Below are 23739 nucleotides of genomic sequence, written 5' to 3' on the forward strand. Positions count from 1 at the left end.
ACCTCCGTTATTACACTGTATTTATATACAGTGTAATTTTTAGGTATGACGGCCACAAGAAATCAGTGATTATTATGTGAGCAGATTCGCACTCTTGCCAGTCAGGCACATCAGGAAAACTACGCCTTATGGCGGAAGTAATCGCTCAAACGCGAGAAGACGCCACCTTCGTTGACAGACTCCAGCGTAACCAGAGGCCAGTGCGCCACCAGTTTATCCCGATCGTAGAGTTCAATTTCCCCCACACGTTGATGGGCTGCAATCGGGGCGACCAGTTCTTTCTTATCAAGAACATATTTTGCCTTGATATTCGCGACTTCGGCTTTAGGCAGGGCCATCCAGAAATCCTGCTCTGTGCCAAGGCTAATTTTTTCTTTATCGCCATACCAGATCCGTTCAATACCGACCTGCTTACCGCTACGTAAAACCTGCACGGTATCGAAGTTCTGTTGTCCCCATTGCAGCAGTTTTCTCGCCTGGTCTTCACGTCCTTTCGCACTCTCCGCCCCCATCACAACCGCAATCAGGCGGCGCTGCCCATCAACAGCAGAAGCAATCAGGTTGAATCCAGCGCCGGAGGTATGCCCAGTCTTCAGACCGTCGACGTTCATGGTTTTATCCCACAACAAACCGTTACGGTTTTGCTGCGTGATTCCGTTCCAGGTAAGGCTTTTTTCACTGTACATATGGTAGAAATCCGGCTCTCCATGGATGATAGCTCGCGACAGCACGGCCAGATCGTAAGCTGAGCTATGCTGACCTGGCGCATCCAGACCATGTACCGTTTCAAAATGCGTGTCCCGCAGGTTCAGCTTTTGCACATAGTTGTTCATCATCGCGACAAACTGCGACTGCCCTCCGGCGATGTAATCCGCCAGCGCCACGCAGGCATCATTACCGGAATCAACAATTAGCCCGCGACTCAAGTCGCGCACGGAAACGCGATCCCCTTCTTTCAGGAACATTAAAGATGAACCGACGAATACCGGATTATCTTTCGCCCAGGCGTCGCGCCCAACGGTGACAATATCTGTCGGACTAATACGCTTGCTGTCGATTGCGCGATCGACAACATAACCAGTCATCAGCTTTGTCAGGCTGGCAGGGTTGCGCTGCTGGTGTTCATTTCCGGCTGTCAGGATTTGGCCCGTGGTGTAATCCATTAATACCCACGCTCCGGCATTAATCGCAGGTGGCTGTGGGGAAAAGCTTACGACCTCGGTCGCGTACGCGGGCGAAAAACTCATCGCAAAGAGTGAAGCGGCAATAAACAAACGGCGTTTCAACAGCATGTCCTCAGGAAATGGAAAAATAGCCGTTCTTTTTACGGAAGTTCTGGCGAACAAACATGGATAAATTGCAAGAAAATGTGACATAAGGCACATTTTCTTGCTGTAAGGAAAGGTTTTCAGATATCAACCGCGGCGGGCATTAGCCTTTGCGCGGTGCTGTCTCTGCGTGATGGCTGCGATGACGATGATAGCCATCTATCATGCTGCGGAAAATTTGCCCCGGTGTGTCACCCAGCGTGCACAGGTAAATATGTGCACAGATGAACAGTAAGCCGACAATCGCCAACACCATATGCAGCACCAGCATCACAGGCCCTGCCCCTATTACCTGCGGGTAGAGACATAACAACCCGGTAATGATCAACAGCGGAACCAGCGCATACATGATGGCCAGATAAGCCAACTGTTGTAGCGGGTTAAATTTACTCTCTGCCGTTGCTGCAAACGGGTGCGGCTCACCTTTCATGATGCCATACAGATAAAAGCGCGTTTGCAACAAGCAGCGTGATATCAACCCGTTAAACTTCACCCGATAATGACAACCGTTGCCGCTGGTTGCGTTGATTAGCACAAAACCAACCCAGAAGGCCAACAGGGCGAAACCGCACCAGGTATGTACCTGCACCATCAATGCCACCGGTCCGACAGAGAAGTGCCCAAACAGGCCACTCAGCAGAAGCAGGATAAAAAGCAGCGCATTACCCCAGTGCCAGCGGCGAACTGCCAGCGAATAGAGGTAATCCCGATGTTCTTCTCCAGTAGCTGTTTTGGGTGACAGCATCCGACGTAACAGCGCGTGTATAACCAGGCCCGCAATCATCAGCACAATAACAACGCCTGCATAAATGAGCCACAGCGGCCAGTAGTCCGGCGCATAGTTAAGCTCTGCTCCCCAGATAGAATTCATGCTTTACCCTCCTGATGGATCTCTTTACGCCGATAAACACTCACCGGGCCGCTACGCGTATCCTGCTGGCGATAAACCTCTTTTTGATTTATCCAGTGCTGAATTTCCGGGTCGTCACGACGACCAAATTTCAGCGCATCCGTCGGGCAAACGGAAACGCAGGCGGGCGATTGTCCAGTCTCCAGTCGGGTATCTGCACAGAAGTTACATTTGTCGGCAATTCCCGTTTGCGGATTGAGATAACGGACGTGGAACGGACAAGCGGCAACACAATAGTCACAGCCAATACAGCGAGACTTATCCACTTGCACAATGCCATTTTCGTCGCGAAATGACGCACCGGTCGGACAAACGCTGACACACGGCGCATCTTCACAATGCTGACAGGAAACGCGAACAAACTGGAAGTGGGATAGCACCTCGGGTTCATGTTCGGGTGAACGGATCTGCACCTGTAGACGGCTAAATCCCTCTGGCACGTCATTCAAAACTTTGCAGGCAACCGTACATGCCTGACAGCCGATACAGCGTTTCTCGTCATGCAGCATGACATAAGGGTTTGTTGCTTGATTCATGATGTTCTCCTTTCTCATGCCCGACGAAGCGTAACGCCAGCGGTGTGCACCACTGTACCGGAAACCGGACTGGTAACATGCGGAAGCAAATTACCGCAATGGATACCGTGCGTTGTCGCTGCGGTTTTGGCTCCCGCCTTGGCGCCAAACCCCATATAAACAAACAGCGTATCGGGCCGAATTCCGGCGGTGACCAGCGCTTTGCCTTTTTCCTTGCCGGTCGCGTTTTCCAGCCAGATGTCATCGCCGCTTTTGATGCCTTTTTCACGGGCCGTTTGCGGGTGGATCCACACCGCGTTGTCCCACATCAACTCGCTAAGCAGTGGCACGTATTGCGTCGCACCGTTGGTATGAACCGCCACTTTTCCCTGGATAAAATAGAGCTCACTATCGCCTTTGAGCGCAAAATTGCGCGCGCGCGGAATACCGTAGCCAGGCAGGAGCGTCTCCAGCTCTTCAGAATAAAGCTCTATTTTTCCTGAAGGGGATTTAAAGCGCAGTTGCTCGCCATAGGTACCGTCGCTGTCAACCGCCACCGCGCCCGGATAGCGTTCCACAAACTGACGCACCGCTTCAGGTTCACGCAGCAGTAACGGAACACCCCACTCCCGATACCCTTTCTCACGCAGTTCAGCAGACAGCGCATGATCGCCATTAAGCTGGTATAACTGACGCGTTTGCATATCCTGCCATGGGTAGAATTGCCCAAGGCCTAACTGCACGGCCAGCTCTTTCCAGATTTGCCAGCTTGGACGCGCATCACCAATAGGTTCTACTACCTGCTGGCGCAGGGCATAGGCTGGATTCAGACCCGACATGTCTGAAACTTCTTCATCGCGCTCAAGGTAAGTACATTCAGGCAAAAGGTAGTCGGCATACGCCGCGCTTTCGCTTAGATAAACATCACAACTGACCACAAGGTCGAGCTGTTCAACGGTTTTGACCAGATCCGGTCGGCAGGTAACGGTTTGGAAAGGGTTGTGTCGGGACATAATCCATCCCTTCACCGGATAAGGCGTCTGGTTTAACACAGCATCAATGATGCTTTGCACCACACCACCGCCCGCCGCGATGTACTTAAACTGCGGGGCTACCAGATCGATACGCTGCGCCGTTGGCTTGGGTAATTTGACATCGGGTTTTGCCAGCACCGGAGCGACCTTCTCTCCGGCCAGCTTATTATAAGTTGCCGCCGCTTTTTTCTGGTATAAACCGCCTTCACGCTCAATATTACCAAGCAGCACATTGAGGGTAAAAATCATGCGCCGCATATCAATTTCTTCTTGCGAGAACGTCGCACGATGGCCCGGGCTGACGATAGCATGAGGCGCGCAGGCGGCCATTTCTCGGGTGACCCGAACAATGACATCAGCAGGCACATCAGCTTGCTTTTGCGCCCATTCCGGCGTGGTCTCTTGTACTGCTTCTGCCAGTTGGTCAAACCCTGTGGTGTAGCGCGCAACGAAGTCCGCGTCATACAATTTTTCATTGATCATGACGTGACACATGGCCATCAACACCGGCAAGTCGCCGCCCGGTTTGAGCGCATGCCATTCATCCGCCTTGCTGGAGAAGACGGACAGACGAGGGTCGAAGCTGACCATTTTTGCGCCCTTTTCCTGCGCCATCATAAGTTCATGCGTTTCGGCAACCTCAATTCCTTCATAAAGGTTGTGACCAAAAGAGACCATATAACGGGTATTGGCGATATCCATGGCCAAATCGCCGCCCATCATCACTTTGGCGGCAATCGATTTTCCGGCCGGGCATGTCGACGCGTGCGTAAAGGTGTTTGGCGATCCGAAAGCCGTCGCCAGTTGAAATAAATGCCCTGAAAGCGAACCGGATTTAGAAGAAAAGACGACGCCCTGAGGACCATGCTGCGTTTTGATTGCCGTCATTTTTTCGGCAATTTCTTTATACGCTTGTTCCCAGCTAATAACCTGCCATTCTCCGCTCCCGCGAGGTCCTGTGCGTTTCATGGGTTTAACAATACGGTGCGGGTCGTTGACCAGGCTAACGCCGCTGCCGCCACGAGCGCAGACACGTGTCCCTTGCTGGGGCGCATTAGGGTTCCCTTGAATAAAAACCGTTTTATTATTAATTACCTGTGCCTGTATCGGGCAACGATAAGAACACATTTCACACAAACTTGGCGTCAGGGATGTTTTCCCCTTAATGCTCTCTGGAGAATTACGCGCCAGTGCGCCTGGCGGAAAACTGCCTATCGCACAGGCTGAACAGCCTATACCCACTCCTCGCAAAAAATTACGCCGACTAATGCTCATATAACCTCCTGTTATTAGATATATCCAATGATTATATGGCGTTTAGAATATTTATTTTTTACATCAATCACATTTCATTACAATGCATGACAGCGAATTGACACAAATAAAAACTCTTTGTTTATAAAAGACTTTTAAAGTTTCCAGAACACAATAAAAGAAGAAGAAAATAACAATAATGGTTATCAATTAGATTGTTTACAAATCCGCAACTCCAAGATATTTTATTTCCGTAATTTATTTTAACAGTGCGGAATTTATTTATTAATTCTATAAAAGTCCTGTTTATCTCAACTTTATTGCGTACACAATCCAGCTTCGATAATACCATAGCTGATTATCTCACTATTTTTTGGTATTCTTGGACGAGCGCTAAATTGATCCCGGACATAACTGAACAATGAATGACGGCAAGCAGCAACCTGGTTTTCTCTTCCACGATTACGAGACATTTGGCACCCATCCGGCGCTGGACAGACCCGCGCAATTTGCGGCTATCCGCACAGATAATGATTTCAACATCATCGGTGAACCAGAAGTCTTTTATTGCAAACCCGCGGACGATTATCTGCCGCAGCCTGAGGCGGTGTTGATTACGGGTATCACACCGCAGGAAGCACGTGAAAAGGGAGAGAATGAAGCCGCTTTTGCTGCGCGCATCCACGCCCTGTTCACCGTGCCGAAAACCTGTATCCTGGGCTATAACAACGTGCGCTTCGATGATGAGGTGACGCGCAACATCCTGTATCGCAATTTCTACGATCCCTATGCCTGGAGTTGGCAGAACGATAATTCGCGCTGGGATCTGCTGGATGTGATGCGCGCCTGCTATGCCCTGCGCCCTGAAGGCATTAACTGGCCGGAAAACGACGACGGCTTACCCAGCTTCCGCCTGGAGCATTTGACTAAAGCCAACGGTATTGAGCATGCCAATGCTCACGATGCGATGGCGGACGTATACGCCACGATCGCAATGGCGCAATTAGTGAAGTCACGTCAGCCGCGTCTGTTTGATTATCTCTACAGCCATCGTAATAAGCACAAGCTGGCCGCACTGGTTGATGTCCCGCAAATGAAACCGCTGGTCCATGTCTCTGGTATGTTCGGCGCATGGCGCGGTAACACCAGTTGGGTGGCGCCATTGGCGTGGCATCCGGAGAATCGTAACGCAGTTATTATGGTCGACTTAGCTGGTGATATTTCGCCGCTGCTCGAACTCGACAGCGACGCCCTGCGCGAGCGGCTCTACACGTCTAAAGCGGATCTGGGTGATAACCCGGCCGTACCGGTTAAATTGGTGCACATCAACAAATGCCCGGTACTGGCACAGGCGAATACCCTGCGTCCGGAAGACGCCGACCGTCTTGGCATTAACCGCCAGCATTGTCTGGATAATCTTAAAGTTCTGCGCGAAAACCCGCAGATACGCGACAAAGTGGTCGCGATCTTTGCCGATGCGGAACCCTTTACACCATCAGATAACGTGGATGCCCAACTGTACAACGGCTTTTTCAGCGATGCTGACCGTGCGGCGATGAAAATCGTTCTGGAAACTGAACCACGCAATTTACCTGCGCTGGATATCTCCTTTGTCGATAAGCGCATTGAAAAACTGTTGTTTAATTACCGTGCACGTAACTTCCCGGGAACGCTGGACGAAGCTGAACAGCAGCGCTGGCTGGACCATCGTCGCCAGGTATTCACACCGGAGTTTTTGCAAAATTACGCCAATGAATTGCAGCTATTGAGCCAGCAATATGCGGATAACAAAGAAAAGTTGATGCTGCTGAAATCACTCTGGCAGTATGCCGAAGAGATTGTATAAATCCCACGTATAAAAAAACGGAGAACATGTCTCCGTTTTTTTTCAGCTAAATGCAGTTATTACGCGATATCTTCGTCGTACTGTGGGACCGGGTTGCGGAAGCTTTTGGTCACGCAAGCAAGGTAGATCAGACCGATACCCGCCCAGATCAGGCCCAGAACCATTGAGCTTTCTTCCAGGTTCACCCACAGCGCGCCAACGGTCAGCGCACCACACATTGGCAGGAACAGGTACTGGAAGTGATCTTTCAGCGTCTTGTTACGCTTCTCACGGATCCAGAACTGGGAGATTACCGACAGGTTAACGAAGGTAAATGCCACCAGCGCACCAAAGTTAATCAGCGCCGTCGCCATCACCAGGTCGAAGTTGATTGCCAACAGAGCAATCGCCCCAACCAGAATGATGTTCATGGACGGAGTACGCCATTTCGGGTGTACATAACCGAAGAAGCTTTTCGGGAATACGCCGTCACGACCCATCACGTACATCAGACGCGCAACGCCTGCATGCGCCGCCATACCGGACGCCAGTACGGTAATGGTAGAGAAAATCAGCGCGCCGACCTGGAAGAACTTACCGGCAACATACAGCATGATTTCCGGCTGCGAAGCATCTGGATCCTTAAAGCGCGAAATATCCGGGAAGTACAACTGCAGCAGATAGGTGGAGACAATAAAGATCAGGCCACCAATCAGCGCAGTCAGGAAAATCGCACGCGGGATCACGCGCTCAGCGTCTTTGGTTTCTTCTGACAGGTTGCTGATACCGTCAAAACCGGTGAACGAGAAGCACAGGATGGTCGCGCCGGTGATCATCGGGATCACGTGCGCATCACCGGACCAGAATGGGCGACTGCTCGCCAGCGTACCGGCACCTTCCCCTTCGAACACGCCATAAACGACCATGCCGAGGATCACCGCAATCAGCACCACCTGCAACAACACGATCACGGTGTTGAAATTCGCAACGGATTTGAGGCTGCGCAGGTTGAAGGCGGTCATAAAGGCCACCAGCGCCACCACGAACATCCACGATGGAATCGAAGGCACCAGCGCTTCAAAATAAATTTTCGCCAACAGAATGTTGATCATCGGGGCGAACAGGTAGTCCAGCAGCGATGACCAACCCACCATAAAGCCAACTGTCGGGCTAATGGATTTCTGGGCGTAAGTGTAGGCAGAGCCTGCAGACGGATAGCGGCGTACCAGTTTACCGTAGCTCAGTGCGGTAAAAAGGATGGCGATCAGTGCAAAGGCGTAAGCTGTCGGGACGTGACCATCGGTCATTCCTGATACGATACCGAATGTATCGAACAGCGTCATCGGCTGCATATAGGCAAGGCCCATCATGACAACCGGAACCAGCGTAAGCGTTTTACGTAATTCCACGCGAGAGGTGTTTGGAGTAGCGTTATGCGACATGGTTATCCCCCATTACGGCGAAAACCGTCGCGTAAGCAAAAAATTGCCCCATTTTTTGTTAATCCTCAGCGACAACAACTGTCGATTTTTAAGTAAGTATCTATCCGGTACGAAGCCCGGCCTCTTTTATGAATGATTGGTTTGATGCAAAAAAATAACCGACGCGTATTAAAACGTCGGTTAATGTCATTTTTTGCAAGCGGCATATTTTGCACTAAATTGGGGAGAAATAACAAGAGATTGAAGTGGCCACAAAAGAATATTTTTTCTTAACTGATTGATTTGTCAGCAGCCGTTTTAACATACACCCCCGCAATAGCACTATTTGCTAAAATTTCATCTCGCCACCAGGCACTGGCCAACCCGGCGGTCTGTTCATTCCAGCCTATCCACACGGGTTCAAGGACAATTTGCGCGACCACTTTTTTCTCAATCAGTGCGCCGCTCTCCAGAAATCGCTGCGCCAGATAGCGCGGAATATAGCCACATCCCAGGCCGCTGATTTGTAGTTCCAGCTTGGTTTTGAAGTCAAAAACGGTAATGGCTTCCTGATCGTCAAGCACCTGAGAACCTGAGACATTGGCATGCTGCGCATTGTCGCCCACTACAATGGCGCGAAAACGGCGAATAGTGCGACGATTTAACGGTTCCTGTTCCTGCGCCAGCGGGTGATGCGGCGCAACCACAAACACCTGTTCCAGAACCCCCAGCCGTGCAAAGCCAAATTCGCTCGCTGCAGGGGGTTCATGCATGGCACCGACAATAATATCCGCCCGGCCCTGAATTAGGGCATCCCATGAGCCGCCCAGCACGCCATTGATAAATTTCAGACGCGTCACGCTGTGGTGTTGATAGAAAGACTCGATGAGTGGGGCCAGCAATGAAAAGGGAAAGGTATCATCTACGCCAATAACCAGTTCATTCTCCCAGCCTTCGTGTAGTTTAATGGCCTGCTTTTCGAGTTCACGGACGGTATGCAGCACCTCCCGCCCCTTTTCCAGCAGCATCTGTCCGGTGCGGGTGAACTTAGCCCGGTGCCCGCTGCGATCGAGTATCTGAATATTAAGATCGCTTTCCAGCTTATGGACGGTGTAGCTAAGCGCAGACGGCGTCTTAAACAATTTTGCCGACGCCGCCGCGAAACTGCCCTCTTTTTCTAAGGCATCGAGGATGATAAGAACGTCCAGCAGTGGTTTCATACTCGCCCCCTGGCGGTATACAGCGGCACTCTGCTGGCTTGTCACTCCATCGGCATCACCAGCGGATCAGGATACTGGTACTCAAACCCAAGCTCATTACAAATACGGTTGCCATCAATGACTTTACCTTTACCGTTATCCGTACCGTCGCGAAATTCCGGCGGCTCCATCCCCAACTGGCGGGCCATCTGCGGATAGAACACGTTACGCGCCGGATGCATAGGCGCACATATATTATAGATGTGTCCCCCTTTAGGCGCTTGCAGCAGTAACGTGATGGCAGAAACCACATCGTCCAGATGCACCAGATTGACGCCATGATGTCCGTCTGGCGCCGTCTTGCCGGCAAAGAAGCGACCAGGATGTCTTCCCGGACCAACTAACCCGGCCAGACGCAAAATATCCACCGACGTGCCAGGTAAATTGTGCAACCAGTCTTCAAGTTCTTTCAGAACACGGCCACTTGCCGTGACCGGATTACGCGGCGTCCCCTCTTTCACTATTCCTTGAACGTCACCATAGACTGACGTCGAACTGGTAAAAATAATTCGCGGGATCCGATACGCCAGCGCGCTGTCGACCAGTTCCTGCATTGCCTGCAGGTAAAATGCTTCCCCAGGACCGCTACGGCGTGCAGGCAGCGTAATAACCAACGCATCGGCGTCCATCAGTGCGTCGAGATCGTCAGCCTCACAGACCAGTTCAGGTTCCAGGCGCAGCGAGTAACTCTCGATACCGCTCATGCGGGCCGCTTCCACCCCATCCAATGTGGTTTTGCTGCCGGTAACCTGCCAGCCTCTCGCCGCCAGCGACATGGCTAACGGCATGCCTAACCAACCTAATCCGACAATTGCGACCTTTTTCATGCCTTCTCTCCTGACTTTTGGCCTATAACGCAAGGCTACGCCAGCCCACGGTGGCTGACAATTCATAGTATCAATATGAAATGAATTAATGATCAAAAAAAGCCCTTGCTTTCCGTAGCTAAAGTGGTTTAGGTTAAAAGACATCAAATGAATAAACATTCATCGAGAAAATTTATGACACGCGCTCAATTTAAACACCATCATCACCATCATCCTGACTAGTCTTTCAGGCGATGTGTGCTGGGAGACATTTAAATCTTCCAGCGGTGCATGAGCGTATGAGAAAGCCCCCGGAAGATTTCTTCCGGGGGCTTTTTTTTGTGCGTGACCCAAACTGATTCAGACAGGATAACGAGGAATAAAGAATGTTAGACAACACCCGTTTACGCATAGCTATGCAGAAATCTGGCCGTTTAAGCGATGATTCACGCGAATTGCTGGCCCGTTGCGGTATTAAAATTAATCTTCACACCCAGCGCCTGATTGCAATGGCAGAGAATATGCCTATCGATATTCTGCGCGTACGTGATGACGATATCCCGGGTCTGGTGATGGATGGCGTTGTTGACCTCGGCATCATCGGGGAAAACGTTCTCGAAGAGGAACTGCTCAACCGCCGCGCACAGGGTGAAGACCCTCGCTATTTTACCCTGCGCCGTCTGGACTTCGGCGGCTGCCGTCTCTCGCTGGCTACCCCGGTTGATGAAGCCTGGGATGGCCCGGCAGCGCTGAACGGTAAGCGTATCGCTACCTCTTACCCACACCTGCTCAAACGCTATCTCGATCAGAAAGGGGTGTCGTTTAAATCCTGTCTGTTGAATGGCTCTGTAGAAGTCGCACCTCGTGCAGGCCTGGCAGATGCGATTTGCGATCTGGTGTCCACCGGCGCAACGCTTGAAGCCAACGGCCTGCGTGAAGTGGAAGTGATCTACCGCTCTAAAGCCTGCCTGATTCAGCGCGACGGCGAAATGGCCGAAGCCAAGCAACAACTGATCGACAAACTGCTGACCCGTATCCAGGGGGTGATTCAGGCACGCGAATCCAAATACATCATGATGCACGCGCCGAGCGAGCGTCTGGACGAAGTTATCGCCCTGCTGCCTGGCGCTGAGCGTCCGACCATTCTGCCGCTGGCCGGCGACCAGCAGCGTGTTGCCATGCACATGGTCAGCAGCGAAACCCTGTTCTGGGAAACAATGGAAAAACTGAAAGCGCTCGGTGCCAGCTCAATTCTGGTGCTGCCAATTGAGAAGATGATGGAGTGATAGCCATGAGCTTCAATACCCTGATTGACTGGAATAGCTGTAGCCCCGAGCAGCAACGCGAACTGCTGACGCGCCCGGCTATTTCCGCCTCGGAAAGCATCAGCCGTACGGTGGCCGAGATCCTTGAGAACGTCAAAAATAACGGCGACCGGGCGCTGCGTGAATACAGCGCGAAGTTTGATAAAACCGAGGTCGGCGCGCTGCGCGTCACCGAGGAAGAAATCCAGCAAGCCAGTAGTCGCCTGAGCGACGAACTGAAACAAGCTATGCAGGCAGCGGTGCGTAATATTGATACTTTCCACACCGCGCAGATCCTGCCACCGGTGGATATTGAAACTCAGCCAGGTGTGCGCTGCCAGCAGGTTACCCGCCCTATCGCTTCCGTGGGCCTGTATATTCCAGGAGGTTCAGCGCCGCTGTTCTCTACCGTATTAATGCTGGCGACCCCGGCGCGTATCGCCGGCTGCAAAAAAGTGGTGCTGTGCTCACCGCCGCCGATTGCCGATGAAATTCTCTACGCCGCGCAACTGTGTGGTGTAAAAGAGGTGTTTAATGTGGGCGGCGCTCAGGCTATTGCCGCGCTGGCGCTGGGCACCGAATCTATTCCTAAGGTCGATAAAATCTTCGGGCCGGGCAATGCGTATGTGACCGAAGCCAAACGTCAGGTCAGCCAGCGTCTTGACGGCGCGGCCATCGACATGCCTGCTGGTCCGTCCGAAGTGCTGGTTATCGCCGACAGCGGCGCGACGCCGGACTTTGTTGCCTCTGACCTGCTTTCTCAGGCAGAACACGGCCCCGACTCGCAGGTAATCCTACTGACGCCAGACGCTACGCTTGCCGAAGGCGTTGCCAAAGCCGTAGAGCGCCAGCTCGCTGAGCTTTCCCGCGCTGAGACCGCCCGCCAGGCGCTCAGTGCCAGTCGGCTGATTATCGCCAAAGATCTGGCGCAGTGCGTGGCCATTTCTAACGCCTACGGTCCGGAACACCTGATTATTCAGACCCGCAACGCACGTGAACTGGTTGATGAGATCACCAGCGCCGGTTCGGTGTTCCTCGGCGACTGGTCGCCGGAATCCGCAGGCGACTATGCTTCTGGCACCAACCACGTTCTTCCGACCTACGGCTATACCGCGACGTGCTCAAGTCTTGGGCTGGCTGACTTCCAGAAACGGATGACTGTACAGGAATTAACCCCACAAGGTTTCTCTGGCCTGGCCTCAACCATTGAAATACTGGCCGCTGCTGAACGACTGACTGCCCACCAAAATGCCGTTACCCTGCGCGTTAACGCCCTGAAGGAGCAAGCATGAGCACTGACAACTTTCTCAGCGTCACTGATTTAGCCCGTAAGAATGTTCGCGAATTAACGCCCTATCAGTCTGCCCGTCGTCTCGGCGGTAACGGCGATGTCTGGCTCAACGCGAATGAATATCCCACCGCCGTGGAGTTCCAGCTCAGTCAACAAACGCTGAACCGCTACCCGGAGTGTCAGCCGAAAGCGGTGATTGAGAATTACGCGCAGTATGCTGGCGTCAAACCGGAGCAGGTGCTGGTTAGCCGCGGCGCAGATGAAGGGATCGAGCTGCTGGTGCGCGCGTTTTGCGAACCCGGTAAAGATGCCATTCTCTACTGCCCGCCGACTTACGGCATGTACAGCGTCAGCGCCGAAACGATTGGCGTCGAATGCCGCACCGTTCCGACCCTTGATAACTGGCAGCTGGATTTGAAAGGCATCGCGGACAAGATTGTTGGCGTGAAGGTGGTCTACGTTTGCAGCCCTAATAACCCAACCGGCCAGTTGATTAACCCGCAGGATCTGCGTTCACTGCTCGAAATGACGCAGGGTAAAGCTATTGTGGTCGCTGATGAGGCCTATATTGAGTTTTGTCCGCAGGCCACGCTGGCAGGCTGGCTGTCTGAGTATCCGCATCTGGTGATATTACGCACGTTGTCAAAAGCGTTTGCTCTCGCCGGTTTACGCTGCGGGTTTACGCTGGCGAATGAAGAGGTTATCAATCTGCTGTTAAAGGTGATTGCCCCTTACCCACTCTCTACGCCGGTAGCAGATATCGCCGCCCAGGCCCTGACGCCGCAAGGGATTTCCGCCATGCGTAAACGCGTAGAGCAGATCCTGGAAGAGCGTCAGTATCTGGTAGATAACCTGAAAACGATTCGCTGTGTAGAACAGGTTTTCGACTCTGAAACCAACTATGTTCTGGCGCGCTTCACCGCATCAAGTAGCGTATTTAAATCTTTGTGGGATCAGGGCATTATCTTACGAGATCAGAATAAACAACCTTCGTTAAGCGGCTGCCTGCGAATTACTGTCGGAACCCGTGAAGAGAGCCAGCGCGTCATTGACGCCTTACGTGCGGAGCAAGTATGAGCCAGAAGTATCTTTTTATTGACCGTGATGGAACCCTGATTTCCGAACCGCCGAGTGACTTTCAGGTCGATCGCTTTGACAAACTCGCCTTCGAGCCGGAAGTTGTTCCCGTTTTGCTGAAACTGCAAAAAGCAGGTTTTAAGCTGGTTATGATCACTAACCAGGATGGACTCGGAACGCAGAGTTTCCCACAGGCTGATTTTGACGGTCCGCATAACCTGATGATGCAAATTTTCACCTCTCAGGGCGTGACGTTTGATGAGGTACTGATTTGCCCGCACCTGCCAGCGGACGAGTGCGATTGCCGTAAGCCAAAAGTGAAGCTGGTTGAACAGTATCTGGTTGAACAGGCCATGGATATGGCGAACAGCTACGTCATTGGCGATCGGGCAACCGATATTCAGCTCGCTGAAAACATGGGCATTAGCGGAGTACGTTACCATCGCGACACCCTGAACTGGGCAATGATCGGCGAGCAGTTGACCAAACGTGACCGCTACGCACACGTTGAGCGTAATACTAAAGAAACGCAGATTGACGTCAAAGTCTGGCTGGACCGTGAAGGCCAAAGCAAAATCAACACAGGCGTGGGATTCTTTGACCATATGCTGGATCAAATCGCCACCCATGGCGGTTTTCGCATGGAGATAGCCGTCAAGGGCGATCTGTATATAGACGATCACCACACCGTTGAAGATACCGGTCTGGCGCTGGGTGAAGCTTTAAAGCTGGCATTAGGCGATAAACGCGGCATCAATCGTTTTGGTTTTGTGCTGCCGATGGACGAGTGCCTGGCGCGTTGCGCACTGGATATCTCCGGCCGCCCGCACCTGGAATACCGCGCGGAGTTTACCTACCAGCGCGTTGGCGATCTGAGCACAGAGATGATCGAACACTTCTTCCGCTCACTCTCTTACACCATGGGCGTCACCCTGCACCTGAAAACCAAAGGCAAAAATGACCACCACCGTGTGGAGAGCCTGTTTAAAGCCTTTGGCCGTACTCTGCGTCAGGCAATTCGTGTAGAAGGCGACACGCTGCCCTCTTCAAAAGGAGTGCTGTAATGGACGTGGTGATTCTGGACACCGGCTGCGCCAACCTGCACTCGGTAAAATCCGCCGTCGCACGCCATGGATACGATCCTGTTGTCAGCCGCGACCCGGATGTAGTGCTGCGCGCCGATAAGCTGTTTCTGCCGGGCGTCGGTACCGCCCAGGCGGCGATGGACCAGTTGCACGAGCGCGAACTGATTGAGCTGATCAAAGCCTGTACGCAACCAGTGCTGGGGATCTGCTTAGGCATGCAACTGCTGGGCCGTCGCAGCGAAGAGAGTAACGGCGTATCCCTGCTGGGCATTATTGAGCAGGATGTCCCGAAGATGACCGATTTCGGTTTACCGCTGCCGCACATGGGCTGGAATCGCGTCTATCCGCAGGCGGGAAATCGTCTGTTCCAGGGCATTGAAGATGGCGCGTATTTCTACTTTGTTCACAGCTATACTATGCCGGTAAACCCGTGGACCATCGCCCAGTGTCATTACGGTGAACCGTTTACCGCGGCAGTACAAAAGGACAATTTCTTTGGCGTGCAGTTCCACCCTGAACGTTCGGGCGCGGCTGGGGCGCAGTTGCTGAAAAACTTTCTGGAGATGTAATGATTATTCCGGCATTAGATTTAATCGACGGCACGGTGGTGCGTCTTCACCAGGGCGATTACGCAACGCAACGTGATTACGGCAACGATCCGCTCCCCCGTTTGCAGGATTACGCCGCCCAGGGTGCCGAAGTACTGCACCTGGTTGATTTAACCGGCGCGAAAGACCCGGCGCAGCGCCAGATCCCGCTGATTAAAACGCTGGTCGCTGGCGTCAACGTTCCAGTGCAGGTTGGCGGCGGCGTGCGTACCGAAGCGGATGTTGAAGCGCTGCTTAACGCTGGTGTTGCGCGTGTAGTGGTGGGTTCGACGGCGGTAAAATCTCCCGAAGTCGTCAAAAGCTGGTTTGCTCGTTTTGGTGCCGACGCGCTGGTGCTGGCACTGGACGTTCGTATTGACGAGCGCGGGAACAAACAGGTAGCGGTTAGTGGCTGGCAGGAAGACTCCGGGGTTTCACTGGAAGAACTGGTTGAGACCTATTTACCCGTCGGCCTGAAGCACGTGCTGTGCACCGATATCTCCCGCGACGGCACGCTGGCAGGCTCAAACGTCGCGCTTTATGAAGAAGTGTGCGCCAAATATCCGCAGGTGGCGTTTCAGTCATCTGGTGGTATTGGTGGAATCGAGGACGTAGCGGCCCTGCGCGGGACCGGTGTTCGTGGTGTTATCGTCGGACGAGCCTTGCTGGAAGGAAAGTTCACCGTTGAGGAGGCCATACAATGCTGGCAAAACGCATAATTCCTTGTCTGGACGTCCGCGATGGGCAGGTAGTAAAAGGCGTTCAGTTCCGCAATCACGAGATTATTGGCGACATTGTCCCACTGGCAAAACGCTATGCCGATGAAGGCGCAGATGAACTGGTGTTTTACGATATCACCGCCTCCAGCGATGGCCGCGTAGTGGATAAAAGCTGGGTATCACGCGTGGCGGAAGTGATCGATATTCCGTTCTGTGTTGCCGGTGGCATTAAATCCATCGACGATGCGGCACGTATCCTCTCTTTCGGGGCGGACAAAATCTCCATCAACTCCCCGGCGCTGGCCGAACCGGAACTTATCACCCGTCTGGCGGATCGCTTTGGCGTGCAGTGCATCGTGGTGGGCATTGATACGTGGTATGACGTCGAAACCGGCAAATATCACGTTAATCAGTATACCGGGGATGAAAGCCGTACCCGCGTCACGCAGTGGGAAACACTGGACTGGGTGCAGGAAGTCCAAAAACGCGGCGCGGGCGAAATCGTCCTGAACATGATGAATCAGGACGGCGTACGTAACGGTTATGACCTGGAACAGTTGAAAAAAGTACGTGACGTTTGCCACGTCCCGCTGATTGCCTCCGGCGGCGCGGGCACCATGGAACACTTTCTCGAAGCCTTCCGGGATGCCGACGTTGACGGCGCGCTTGCCGCCTCCGTCTTCCACAAACAAATTATCAATATTGGCGAATTAAAAGCGTACCTGGCAACACAGGGCGTGGAGATCAGGATATGTTAACGAAGCAACAATGCCGCGAGCTGGACTGGGAAAAAACCGACGGGCTGATGCCAGTCGTCGTGCAGCATGCGGTTTCCGGTGAGGTGCTGATGCTGGGTTATATGAACCCGGAAGCGCTGGATAAAACGCTCGAAAGCGGCAAAGTGACCTTTTTCTCGCGGACTAAGCAGCGCCTGTGGACCAAAGGAGAAACATCCGGTCACTTCCTGAATGTGGTGAGCATTGCGCCTGACTGCGACAACGACACTCTGCTAGTGCTGGTTAACCCGATTGGCCCGACCTGCCATAAAGGGACTTCAAGCTGCTTTGGCGACGCCAGCCACCAGTGGCTGTTCTTGTATCAGCTTGAGCAACTGCTGGCCGAACGTAAAACCGCTGACCCAGCCAGTTCCTACACCGCGAAACTGTATGCCAGCGGCACCAAACGCATCGCACAGAAAGTGGGTGAAGAAGGCGTAGAAACCGCGCTGGCTGCGACGGTGAACGACCGCTTTGAGCTGACAAACGAAGCCTCTGATCTGATGTATCACCTGCTGGTGCTGCTGCAGGATCAGGACCTTGACCTGACGACGGTGATTGAGAATTTACGTAAGCGTCATCAGTAAGTTGCAAATGTAAAAAAACCGGGCAAGCCCGGTTTTTTTTATTGAGATGAGCGCTTACTCTGTTTTGCCTTTATAGCTGCGCAACGCATTTCGCCCCAGCACCACGCCAGCCCCAATCATCCCACCGAGCAGAACCGCCAGCACCAGGGTAATCGCTTTTTTCGGACTGTCGCGACGAATCGGTAACGTTGGTTTCATTACATAGCGATAGGCGTGTAACTCGGCCCCCTCAAGCTTAAGATTTTCGATATCCAACAGCTTTTGCTTAGTCTGAAAGTAGTTGTCAGATAATATCAAAGGGCGTGTAGATTCGTGTTCAATCATGGACTTCAGGGCATCACTACCCAACAAAAACATACTGTCCTGCGTCACATCCTGCGTCTGCTGAATTTGCGGCTTAATCACCCCGGACTGTTCTGCATAACGCAGCGCTTCCTGGATTTGCTTGATTCTCAGATCTTTTTGCTCCTGAGCGACCACTTCCTGAGTTTTCAGAGAGTCTTGCAACGTAGTTGTTTGCAATTTGATGTTATCAACCAGGTCAAGTTCCAGCTCTTTGGCAACCTTTTCATCTGTTTGTTGAATGTATTCGGCGAGCTGACGCTGAGCGTCTTCTGGTGAACCACCCACATAAGAAACCGCCAACGGTAATGGTTGCCCTTTTACAGACTGCTCAATCGATAGTTTTTCAGGCTTTTCCTGATTATCCAGCATTTCCGCCAATGCGGATAAAGAGGTGCTGAAACGACCGATCACATTTTCCTGAAGTTCAGTAGCCTTAGGCGCACTGGCACCATACAACACATTGAGGGCGTTGTTATATATGGCTATCTGACCAACATCCGGTTGAGTGATAATGGCTGTTGAAGTCCATTTCTCCTTAGCAACTGCCAAGTAGCCCACAGCAAGCACTATGGCAATAACAATCGCAATAACGATTGTTACTTTCCCGCGCCACAACTGTACCAGTAAATCAATCAGATCAATCTGTTCCGGATTATGACTGCGCCCGGACATGTTATTATCACTTACAGACATAGAAACCCTAGATAAGGAAAGTCTTAAACTGGGATTAGTTTAGCTATAAATTGAAGCAATGCCATAGGATTAATGATAAAAAATCAAATTGTTTGAGGGATTTTGATTGGTATTTCAATCACTACTGAAAATCAATACGATTAAACAAAAGTGTAATTACTCAAAGAACACTTTCATGAGCAAAAAAACAGCAACAATCAGATTTCATGTCCGCCAATCGTTGCCCTTTACAATTCATTTTAATGAATCCATGTCATGAATATTTACCGTCTGACCAGTAAAAATGGTAAGCGTAAAAAATATAACAATTAGCTTTTTTACCATCTAACGGTATCATTCCACTTTTTAGTAGCGCCTGTTGGTGTCTGGCTATTATTTAGCCAAAAAGAGGAATAAACATGAAATACCTGGTTACGGGTGCCGCTGGTTTCATCGGCTTCCACGTTAGCAAACGCCTCCTTGAGGCTGGCCATCAAGTAGTCGGTATTGATAATCTGAACGATTACTACGACGTCAGCCTTAAGCAGGCTCGTCTGGCGTTACTGGTACATCCCGGTTTCCATTTTCATAAGATTGATTTAGCCGACCGGGAAGGCATGGCTTCGCTCTTCGCATCAGAGCATTTTGAACGCGTAATTCATCTCGCCGCCCAGGCTGGCGTACGTTATTCACTCGAAAACCCGCATGCCTATGCAGACTCAAATCTCACAGGCTTTCTGAACATACTGGAAGGGTGTCGCCATAATAAAATTCAGCATTTACTCTATGCCTCATCCAGTTCAGTTTACGGCCTGAATCGCAAAATGCCTTTCTCTACGGATGATTCCGTCGATCATCCCGTGTCGCTGTATGCAGCAACCAAAAAAGCCAACGAGCTGATGGCTCATACTTATTCCCACCTGTACGGATTGCCCACCACCGGGTTGCGTTTTTTCACCGTGTACGGCCCATGGGGTCGACCGGATATGGCGCTGTTCAAGTTCACCAAAGCGATGCTGGAAGGGAAAAGTATTGACGTCTATAACTACGGCAAAATGAAGCGTGACTTTACCTATATCGATGATATCGCAGAAGCGATCATTCGCCTGCAGGATGTCATTCCACACGCAGACACACAATGGACCGTTGAAACAGGCACGCCAGCAGCCAGCATTGCGCCCTATCGCGTCTACAATATCGGCAATAATTCACCGGTTGAGCTAATGGACTATATCCAGGCTTTGGAAGATGCTCTGGGTATTGAAGCGAAGAAAAACATGCTACCACTACAGCCAGGTGATGTACTGGAAACCAGCGCAGACACTAAAGCACTGTATGAGGTAATTGGTTTTAAACCTGAAACCACGGTAAAAGATGGGGTGAAGAACTTTGTTGACTGGTATCGTAATTTCTACAAAGTTTAATTACTGACCTGATTAAAATAAAAAGGCCTTTTATAAGGCCTTTTTTATGGAGACGAGATTAATCACTACCAAACAAATCGCGGGTATAAACTTTATCGGCAACATCAGCTAATTCTGACGTCATGCGGTTAGAAATAATAATATCCGCTTCATTTTTGAACGCATTAAGATCACGCACAACTCGGGAATGGAAAAATTCATCCTCTTCCATGACCGGTTCATAGATAATAACTGGTACGCCCTTGGCTTTAATGCGCTTCATGATGCCCTGAATCGATGATGCCCGGAAATTATCGGAACCAGTTTTCATGATCAAACGGTACACGCCGACCACCTTAGGCTTACGCGCAAGAATAGAATCTGCAATGAAGTCCTTACGCGTACGGTTCGCATCAACAATCGCGCCAATAATGTTATTCGGTACAGACGCGTAGTTAGCCAGCAACTGCTTAGTATCTTTCGGCAGGCAGTAACCACCATAGCCGAATGACGGATTGTTGTAGTGATTACCGATACGCGGATCCAGGCACACACCTTCAATAATCTGCCGTGAGTTCAAGCCAAGACTTTCTGCATAGCTATCCAGCTCGTTAAAGTAGGCAACACGTAACGCCAGATAGGTGTTAGCGAACAACTTGATGGCTTCGGCTTCAGTAGAGTCGGTAAACAGCGTCGGAATGTCTTTTTTAACCGCACCTTCCTGCAGCAACTCGGCAAAACGCTCGGCTCGTTCGGAACGTTCACCAATAACGATACGGGACGGATGCAAGTTGTCGTATAGCGCACGACCTTCACGCAGGAATTCTGGCGAGAAAATAATATTATTAGAGTTAAATTTTTTACACATTTTCTCAGTAAAACCAACTGGAACTGTCGATTTAATAACCATTGTTGCAGATTTATTTAATTCAATAACATCTTGAATAACAGACTCCACAGAAGATGTATTAAAATAGTTTGTCTTCGGATCATAATCAGTAGGTGTTGCAATTATTACATAATCAGCATCAGTGTAAGCTTTGCATTTATCTAGAGTAGCATTGAAGTTAATTTTTTCAGATTGTAAAAACTGCTGAATCTCATTATCAACTATAGGTGATATTCTTCTATTTAAAGCATCAACACGTGATGGCACAATGTCCAACGCAACAACCTGATGATGCTGTGCAATGAGCAGAGCATTGGATAAACCAACATATCCAGTACCGGAAACAGCTATTTTCATTTTATGCCTCAGAATAAAATCAACCATCAATAATATAGCATTCACTTCCTAACAAAAGCAAACAATGCTAACTCAAAAATAAAAACAAAGCCAATAAAAGCTGAATAAATCAGATAATACTTATCACAAAAAAAGATATCAGAGTAATGGGCAGTTGAAAAACACGTAAAACAAGCATTGAAATTCAAGAGCATTTATTCGTCCTTGAAAAATAGACTTCACTTATCAAGCGATTATTAAAAATCAATAAATCAATAAATCAATAAATCAATAAATCAATAAATCAATAAATCAATAAATCAATAAATCAATAAATCAATAAATCAATATAAATATCCCAAAAGCCCTAGGGGTTCCATAGGTCAAGAGGTAGATTAAGCACATCTAATTTACGAGAGGGAAAACGCCTAAATTATTATAATAAATCTGCATAACATTCCTCAAAAGTCCATCATGAACACAATTAAATCGACAAACCCAACAAAGTGTGGTAACCGCTTAAAAAGAATACAATCTCACTTTTCTTGTAAGCATAATTAAGATCATAATCGTAACCATTTTAAGCCTTAGACTCACTAATCCGTAGGCAAAAACTGCTATAGTAAGACGACTGTTAAAAATATTTTTTGATGCTAAAATATCTATACTGCCTCTTCTATTTTCTGTTTTGTGCTGAACATCAAGCTAGCGAATCGGAGAGTGGCTAAAATAATAGTTGTTTTCCTGATGAAAATAGAAGCCTAGTAAAAATTGAGCGGAGAAATAAAATGGGACAATTTTCAATCATATCAAAAAAAGCACAAATAGGAATAAATGTTACAATTGGTGATTTTGTAACCATACATGACAATGTCGTTATTGGTGACAATTGCATCATCGAATCCTACACTGAATTAGGTGTTCCAAACCATCTTTCAAATGGTGACAACTTAATCATAGGTAAAAACTCGCATATTAGGTCTCACAGCATTTTTTATGAAGGCTCCATATTTGGTGATGGATTAATTACTGGTCACCGGGTAACTGTTAGAGAAAAGACTAGGGCCGGAAAAGGATTTCAAATAGGAACACTCTCAGACATACAGGGCCATTGTAATATTGGTGATTATGTAAGGACCCACAGTAATGTACATATTGGACAACATAGTGAAATAGGTAATTTCGTATGGATTTTTCCCTATGTAGTTTTAACTAATGACCCACATCCACCGAGTAATGTTATGCTCGGAGTTACGCTAGATGATTTTTCAGTTATAGCAACAATGTCTGTAATATTACCTGGGGCACATATTGCCAAGGGTGTGTTAGTAGGTGCCCACTCATCAATATCTGGTAAAACAGAAGAAGATATGATCTATTCTGGTAGTCCCGCCAAATGTATAGGACCAACCAGTAAGCTAAAATTACGTGATGGCTCTAGAAAACCAGCATATCCTTGGCGTAAACATTTCACGAGAGGTTACCCAGAACACGTCGTCGATTCATGGAATAAAGAGGAATTTTAAATGTATAAAATAGAAGATATTTCAATTGGTATGTCTGCATCATATTCACAAACAATAACCGATGCTGATATAAAGGCTTTTGCTGGGATATCAGGAGATAGAAATCCAGTACATTTAGATGAAAAATATGCCGAATCCTCTCGTTTCAAAAAAAGAATTGCACATGGCATGATAAGTGCGGGTTTCTTCTCTGCGCTTTTTGGAACTAAAATACCAGGAGAAGGCTGTGTATATGTTTCACAAAACCTTAAATTTAGAAAACCTGTTTATATAGGCGATACGGTAGTTGCTACCATTGAAGTTAAAAGCATAGACATTAGTAAAAGACGTGTTTTTTTTGATACTTATTGTAAGGTCGGAAAATCAAAGGTAATAACGGGAGAGGCTGAAATATATATACCAGAACAAGAATAGGATAATCCCTAATATCTAGAGAAAAGATTATTAAACCTTTTTGTCAGTTGCCGGCATTTATACCTGGCAACTGACAAATTACAATACCAACAATTCAAAATATTATATTAAATGCTCTATGATATGTCTGTTTGGCAATGATATAAAAATACAAGGCGTTGATTAGACTTTAGAATACACAAACGTTGGAATAGTTTCAAAAACTCGTTAAAATCATTCTTATAAATTTCATAATAGAGCATACATTTAATTATATAAATTAAGAATTAGATAAATAATCACTATCGCCAAAATCAACTTGATGACCGATAAAAAAACGTATCCAAGAGTAGAATAAACTTGGATACGCTGACTAGCTAAAACTGCAACTAGTTAA

The 23739-nt window shown here is 49.5% G+C and carries 22 protein-coding genes, 1 pseudogene and 1 other annotated feature; of the genes and pseudogenes, 13 read left to right on the forward strand and 10 right to left on the reverse strand.

The window, feature by feature from the left end; translation table 11 throughout:
• Positions 1 to 119 precede the first annotated feature (119 nt).
• The 4 genes from dacD to phsA form a co-directional block, all read right to left on the reverse strand.
• On the reverse strand, positions 120 to 1292 hold the full coding sequence (dacD, locus tag G4551_RS14875) for a serine-type D-Ala-D-Ala carboxypeptidase DacD (RefSeq protein ID WP_032941247.1): 1173 nt from the start codon (positions 1290 to 1292) through the stop codon (positions 120 to 122).
• Positions 1293 to 1431: 139 nt separating this feature from the next.
• Entirely contained in the window at positions 1432 to 2199 is a 768-nt protein-coding gene (gene phsC, locus G4551_RS14880; RefSeq protein WP_003838979.1) for a thiosulfate reductase cytochrome B subunit, read from the reverse strand.
• Positions 2196 to 2774: a thiosulfate reductase electron transport protein PhsB gene (gene phsB / locus G4551_RS14885; RefSeq protein ID WP_003838976.1), complete on the reverse strand. Its 579-nt coding sequence runs from the start codon at positions 2772 to 2774 to the stop codon at positions 2196 to 2198. Before phsB ends, phsC begins: the two co-directional genes overlap by 4 nt.
• A gap of 14 nt (positions 2775 to 2788) precedes the next feature.
• On the reverse strand, positions 2789 to 5062 hold the full coding sequence (gene phsA / locus G4551_RS14890; protein WP_003838975.1) for a thiosulfate reductase PhsA: 2274 nt from the start codon (positions 5060 to 5062) through the stop codon (positions 2789 to 2791).
• 400 nt (positions 5063 to 5462) lie between these two features.
• On the opposite strand from phsA, the gene sbcB reads away from it, so the two are divergent.
• Positions 5463 to 6887: an exodeoxyribonuclease I gene (sbcB, locus tag G4551_RS14895; protein ID WP_003838973.1), complete on the forward strand. Its 1425-nt coding sequence runs from the start codon at positions 5463 to 5465 to the stop codon at positions 6885 to 6887.
• A 59-nt stretch (positions 6888 to 6946) separates the two neighbouring features.
• Here the strand turns inward: sbcB and plaP are convergent, their stop codons facing one another.
• From plaP to G4551_RS14915, 4 genes and pseudogenes are all read right to left on the reverse strand, one after another.
• On the reverse strand, positions 6947 to 8308 hold the full coding sequence (gene plaP, locus G4551_RS14900) for a putrescine/proton symporter PlaP (protein ID WP_003030167.1): 1362 nt from the start codon (positions 8306 to 8308) through the stop codon (positions 6947 to 6949).
• Positions 8298 to 8360, reverse strand: a complete 63-nt coding sequence (yoeI, locus tag G4551_RS24070; RefSeq protein ID WP_099045591.1) for a membrane protein YoeI — start codon at positions 8358 to 8360, stop codon at positions 8298 to 8300. The genes plaP and yoeI overlap by 11 nt, the downstream gene beginning before the upstream one ends.
• A gap of 162 nt (positions 8361 to 8522) precedes the next feature.
• A pseudogene (locus G4551_RS14910) lies at positions 8523 to 9507 on the reverse strand (LysR family transcriptional regulator).
• A 41-nt stretch (positions 9508 to 9548) separates the two neighbouring features.
• Positions 9549 to 10373, reverse strand: coding sequence for an SDR family oxidoreductase (locus tag G4551_RS14915; RefSeq protein ID WP_003838968.1), 825 nt, complete (start codon positions 10371 to 10373; stop codon positions 9549 to 9551).
• Positions 10374 to 10547: 174 nt separating this feature from the next.
• Between G4551_RS14915 and hisL the strand changes: the two genes are divergently transcribed.
• From hisL to hisIE, 9 genes are all read left to right on the forward strand, one after another.
• Positions 10548 to 10595, forward strand: coding sequence for a his operon leader peptide (gene hisL, locus G4551_RS14920; protein WP_100250077.1), 48 nt, complete (start codon positions 10548 to 10550; stop codon positions 10593 to 10595).
• Positions 10571 to 10693, forward strand: a sequence feature (His leader region). It overlaps the preceding gene by 25 nt.
• Positions 10694 to 10738: 45 nt before the next feature.
• Entirely contained in the window at positions 10739 to 11638 is a 900-nt protein-coding gene (gene hisG / locus G4551_RS14925; RefSeq protein ID WP_003834191.1) for an ATP phosphoribosyltransferase, read from the forward strand.
• 5 nt (positions 11639 to 11643) lie between these two features.
• Positions 11644 to 12948, forward strand: a complete 1305-nt coding sequence (gene hisD / locus G4551_RS14930) for a histidinol dehydrogenase (RefSeq protein ID WP_003838966.1) — start codon at positions 11644 to 11646, stop codon at positions 12946 to 12948.
• Positions 12945 to 14024: a histidinol-phosphate transaminase gene (gene hisC / locus G4551_RS14935; protein ID WP_003838963.1), complete on the forward strand. Its 1080-nt coding sequence runs from the start codon at positions 12945 to 12947 to the stop codon at positions 14022 to 14024. Before hisD ends, hisC begins: the two co-directional genes overlap by 4 nt.
• On the forward strand, positions 14021 to 15088 hold the full coding sequence (gene hisB / locus G4551_RS14940; RefSeq protein WP_003838962.1) for a bifunctional histidinol-phosphatase/imidazoleglycerol-phosphate dehydratase HisB: 1068 nt from the start codon (positions 14021 to 14023) through the stop codon (positions 15086 to 15088). Before hisC ends, hisB begins: the two co-directional genes overlap by 4 nt.
• Entirely contained in the window at positions 15088 to 15678 is a 591-nt protein-coding gene (hisH, locus tag G4551_RS14945) for an imidazole glycerol phosphate synthase subunit HisH (protein WP_003838960.1), read from the forward strand. The genes hisB and hisH overlap by 1 nt, the downstream gene beginning before the upstream one ends.
• A complete protein-coding gene (gene hisA, locus G4551_RS14950; protein ID WP_003838958.1) occupies positions 15678 to 16415 on the forward strand; it encodes a 1-(5-phosphoribosyl)-5-[(5-phosphoribosylamino)methylideneamino]imidazole-4-carboxamide isomerase in 738 nt (245 codons plus the stop codon). Before hisH ends, hisA begins: the two co-directional genes overlap by 1 nt.
• Entirely contained in the window at positions 16397 to 17173 is a 777-nt protein-coding gene (gene hisF / locus G4551_RS14955) for an imidazole glycerol phosphate synthase subunit HisF (RefSeq protein WP_003838956.1), read from the forward strand. Before hisA ends, hisF begins: the two co-directional genes overlap by 19 nt.
• Positions 17167 to 17778, forward strand: coding sequence for a bifunctional phosphoribosyl-AMP cyclohydrolase/phosphoribosyl-ATP diphosphatase HisIE (gene hisIE, locus G4551_RS14960; RefSeq protein WP_003838954.1), 612 nt, complete (start codon positions 17167 to 17169; stop codon positions 17776 to 17778). The genes hisF and hisIE overlap by 7 nt, the downstream gene beginning before the upstream one ends.
• A gap of 54 nt (positions 17779 to 17832) precedes the next feature.
• Here the strand turns inward: hisIE and wzzB are convergent, their stop codons facing one another.
• Positions 17833 to 18816 carry an LPS O-antigen chain length determinant protein WzzB gene (wzzB, locus tag G4551_RS14965; RefSeq protein WP_003838952.1) on the reverse strand — a complete coding sequence of 328 codons (984 nt, stop codon included), beginning with the start codon at positions 18814 to 18816 and terminating at the stop codon, positions 17833 to 17835.
• A gap of 398 nt (positions 18817 to 19214) precedes the next feature.
• Here wzzB and G4551_RS14970 point away from each other — a divergent pair, with 398 nt between their 5' ends.
• Positions 19215 to 20219, forward strand: a complete 1005-nt coding sequence (locus G4551_RS14970; protein WP_003838949.1) for an NAD-dependent epimerase — start codon at positions 19215 to 19217, stop codon at positions 20217 to 20219.
• Between the two features lie 58 nt (positions 20220 to 20277).
• On the opposite strand, the gene ugd is transcribed toward G4551_RS14970, so the two are convergent.
• Positions 20278 to 21444, reverse strand: a complete 1167-nt coding sequence (ugd, locus tag G4551_RS14975; protein ID WP_003838947.1) for a UDP-glucose 6-dehydrogenase — start codon at positions 21442 to 21444, stop codon at positions 20278 to 20280.
• A gap of 767 nt (positions 21445 to 22211) precedes the next feature.
• On the opposite strand from ugd, the gene G4551_RS14980 reads away from it, so the two are divergent.
• Both G4551_RS14980 and G4551_RS14985 read left to right on the forward strand, forming a co-directional pair.
• Positions 22212 to 22949: an acyltransferase gene (locus G4551_RS14980; protein WP_003838946.1), complete on the forward strand. Its 738-nt coding sequence runs from the start codon at positions 22212 to 22214 to the stop codon at positions 22947 to 22949.
• On the forward strand, positions 22950 to 23363 hold the full coding sequence (locus G4551_RS14985) for a MaoC family dehydratase (protein ID WP_003838945.1): 414 nt from the start codon (positions 22950 to 22952) through the stop codon (positions 23361 to 23363). It abuts the gene before it with no gap.
• Positions 23364 to 23739 lie beyond the last annotated feature (376 nt).

The sequence above is a fragment of the Citrobacter freundii ATCC 8090 = MTCC 1658 = NBRC 12681 genome, assembly GCF_011064845.1.
Taxonomy (GTDB): Bacteria; Pseudomonadota; Gammaproteobacteria; order Enterobacterales; family Enterobacteriaceae; genus Citrobacter; species Citrobacter freundii.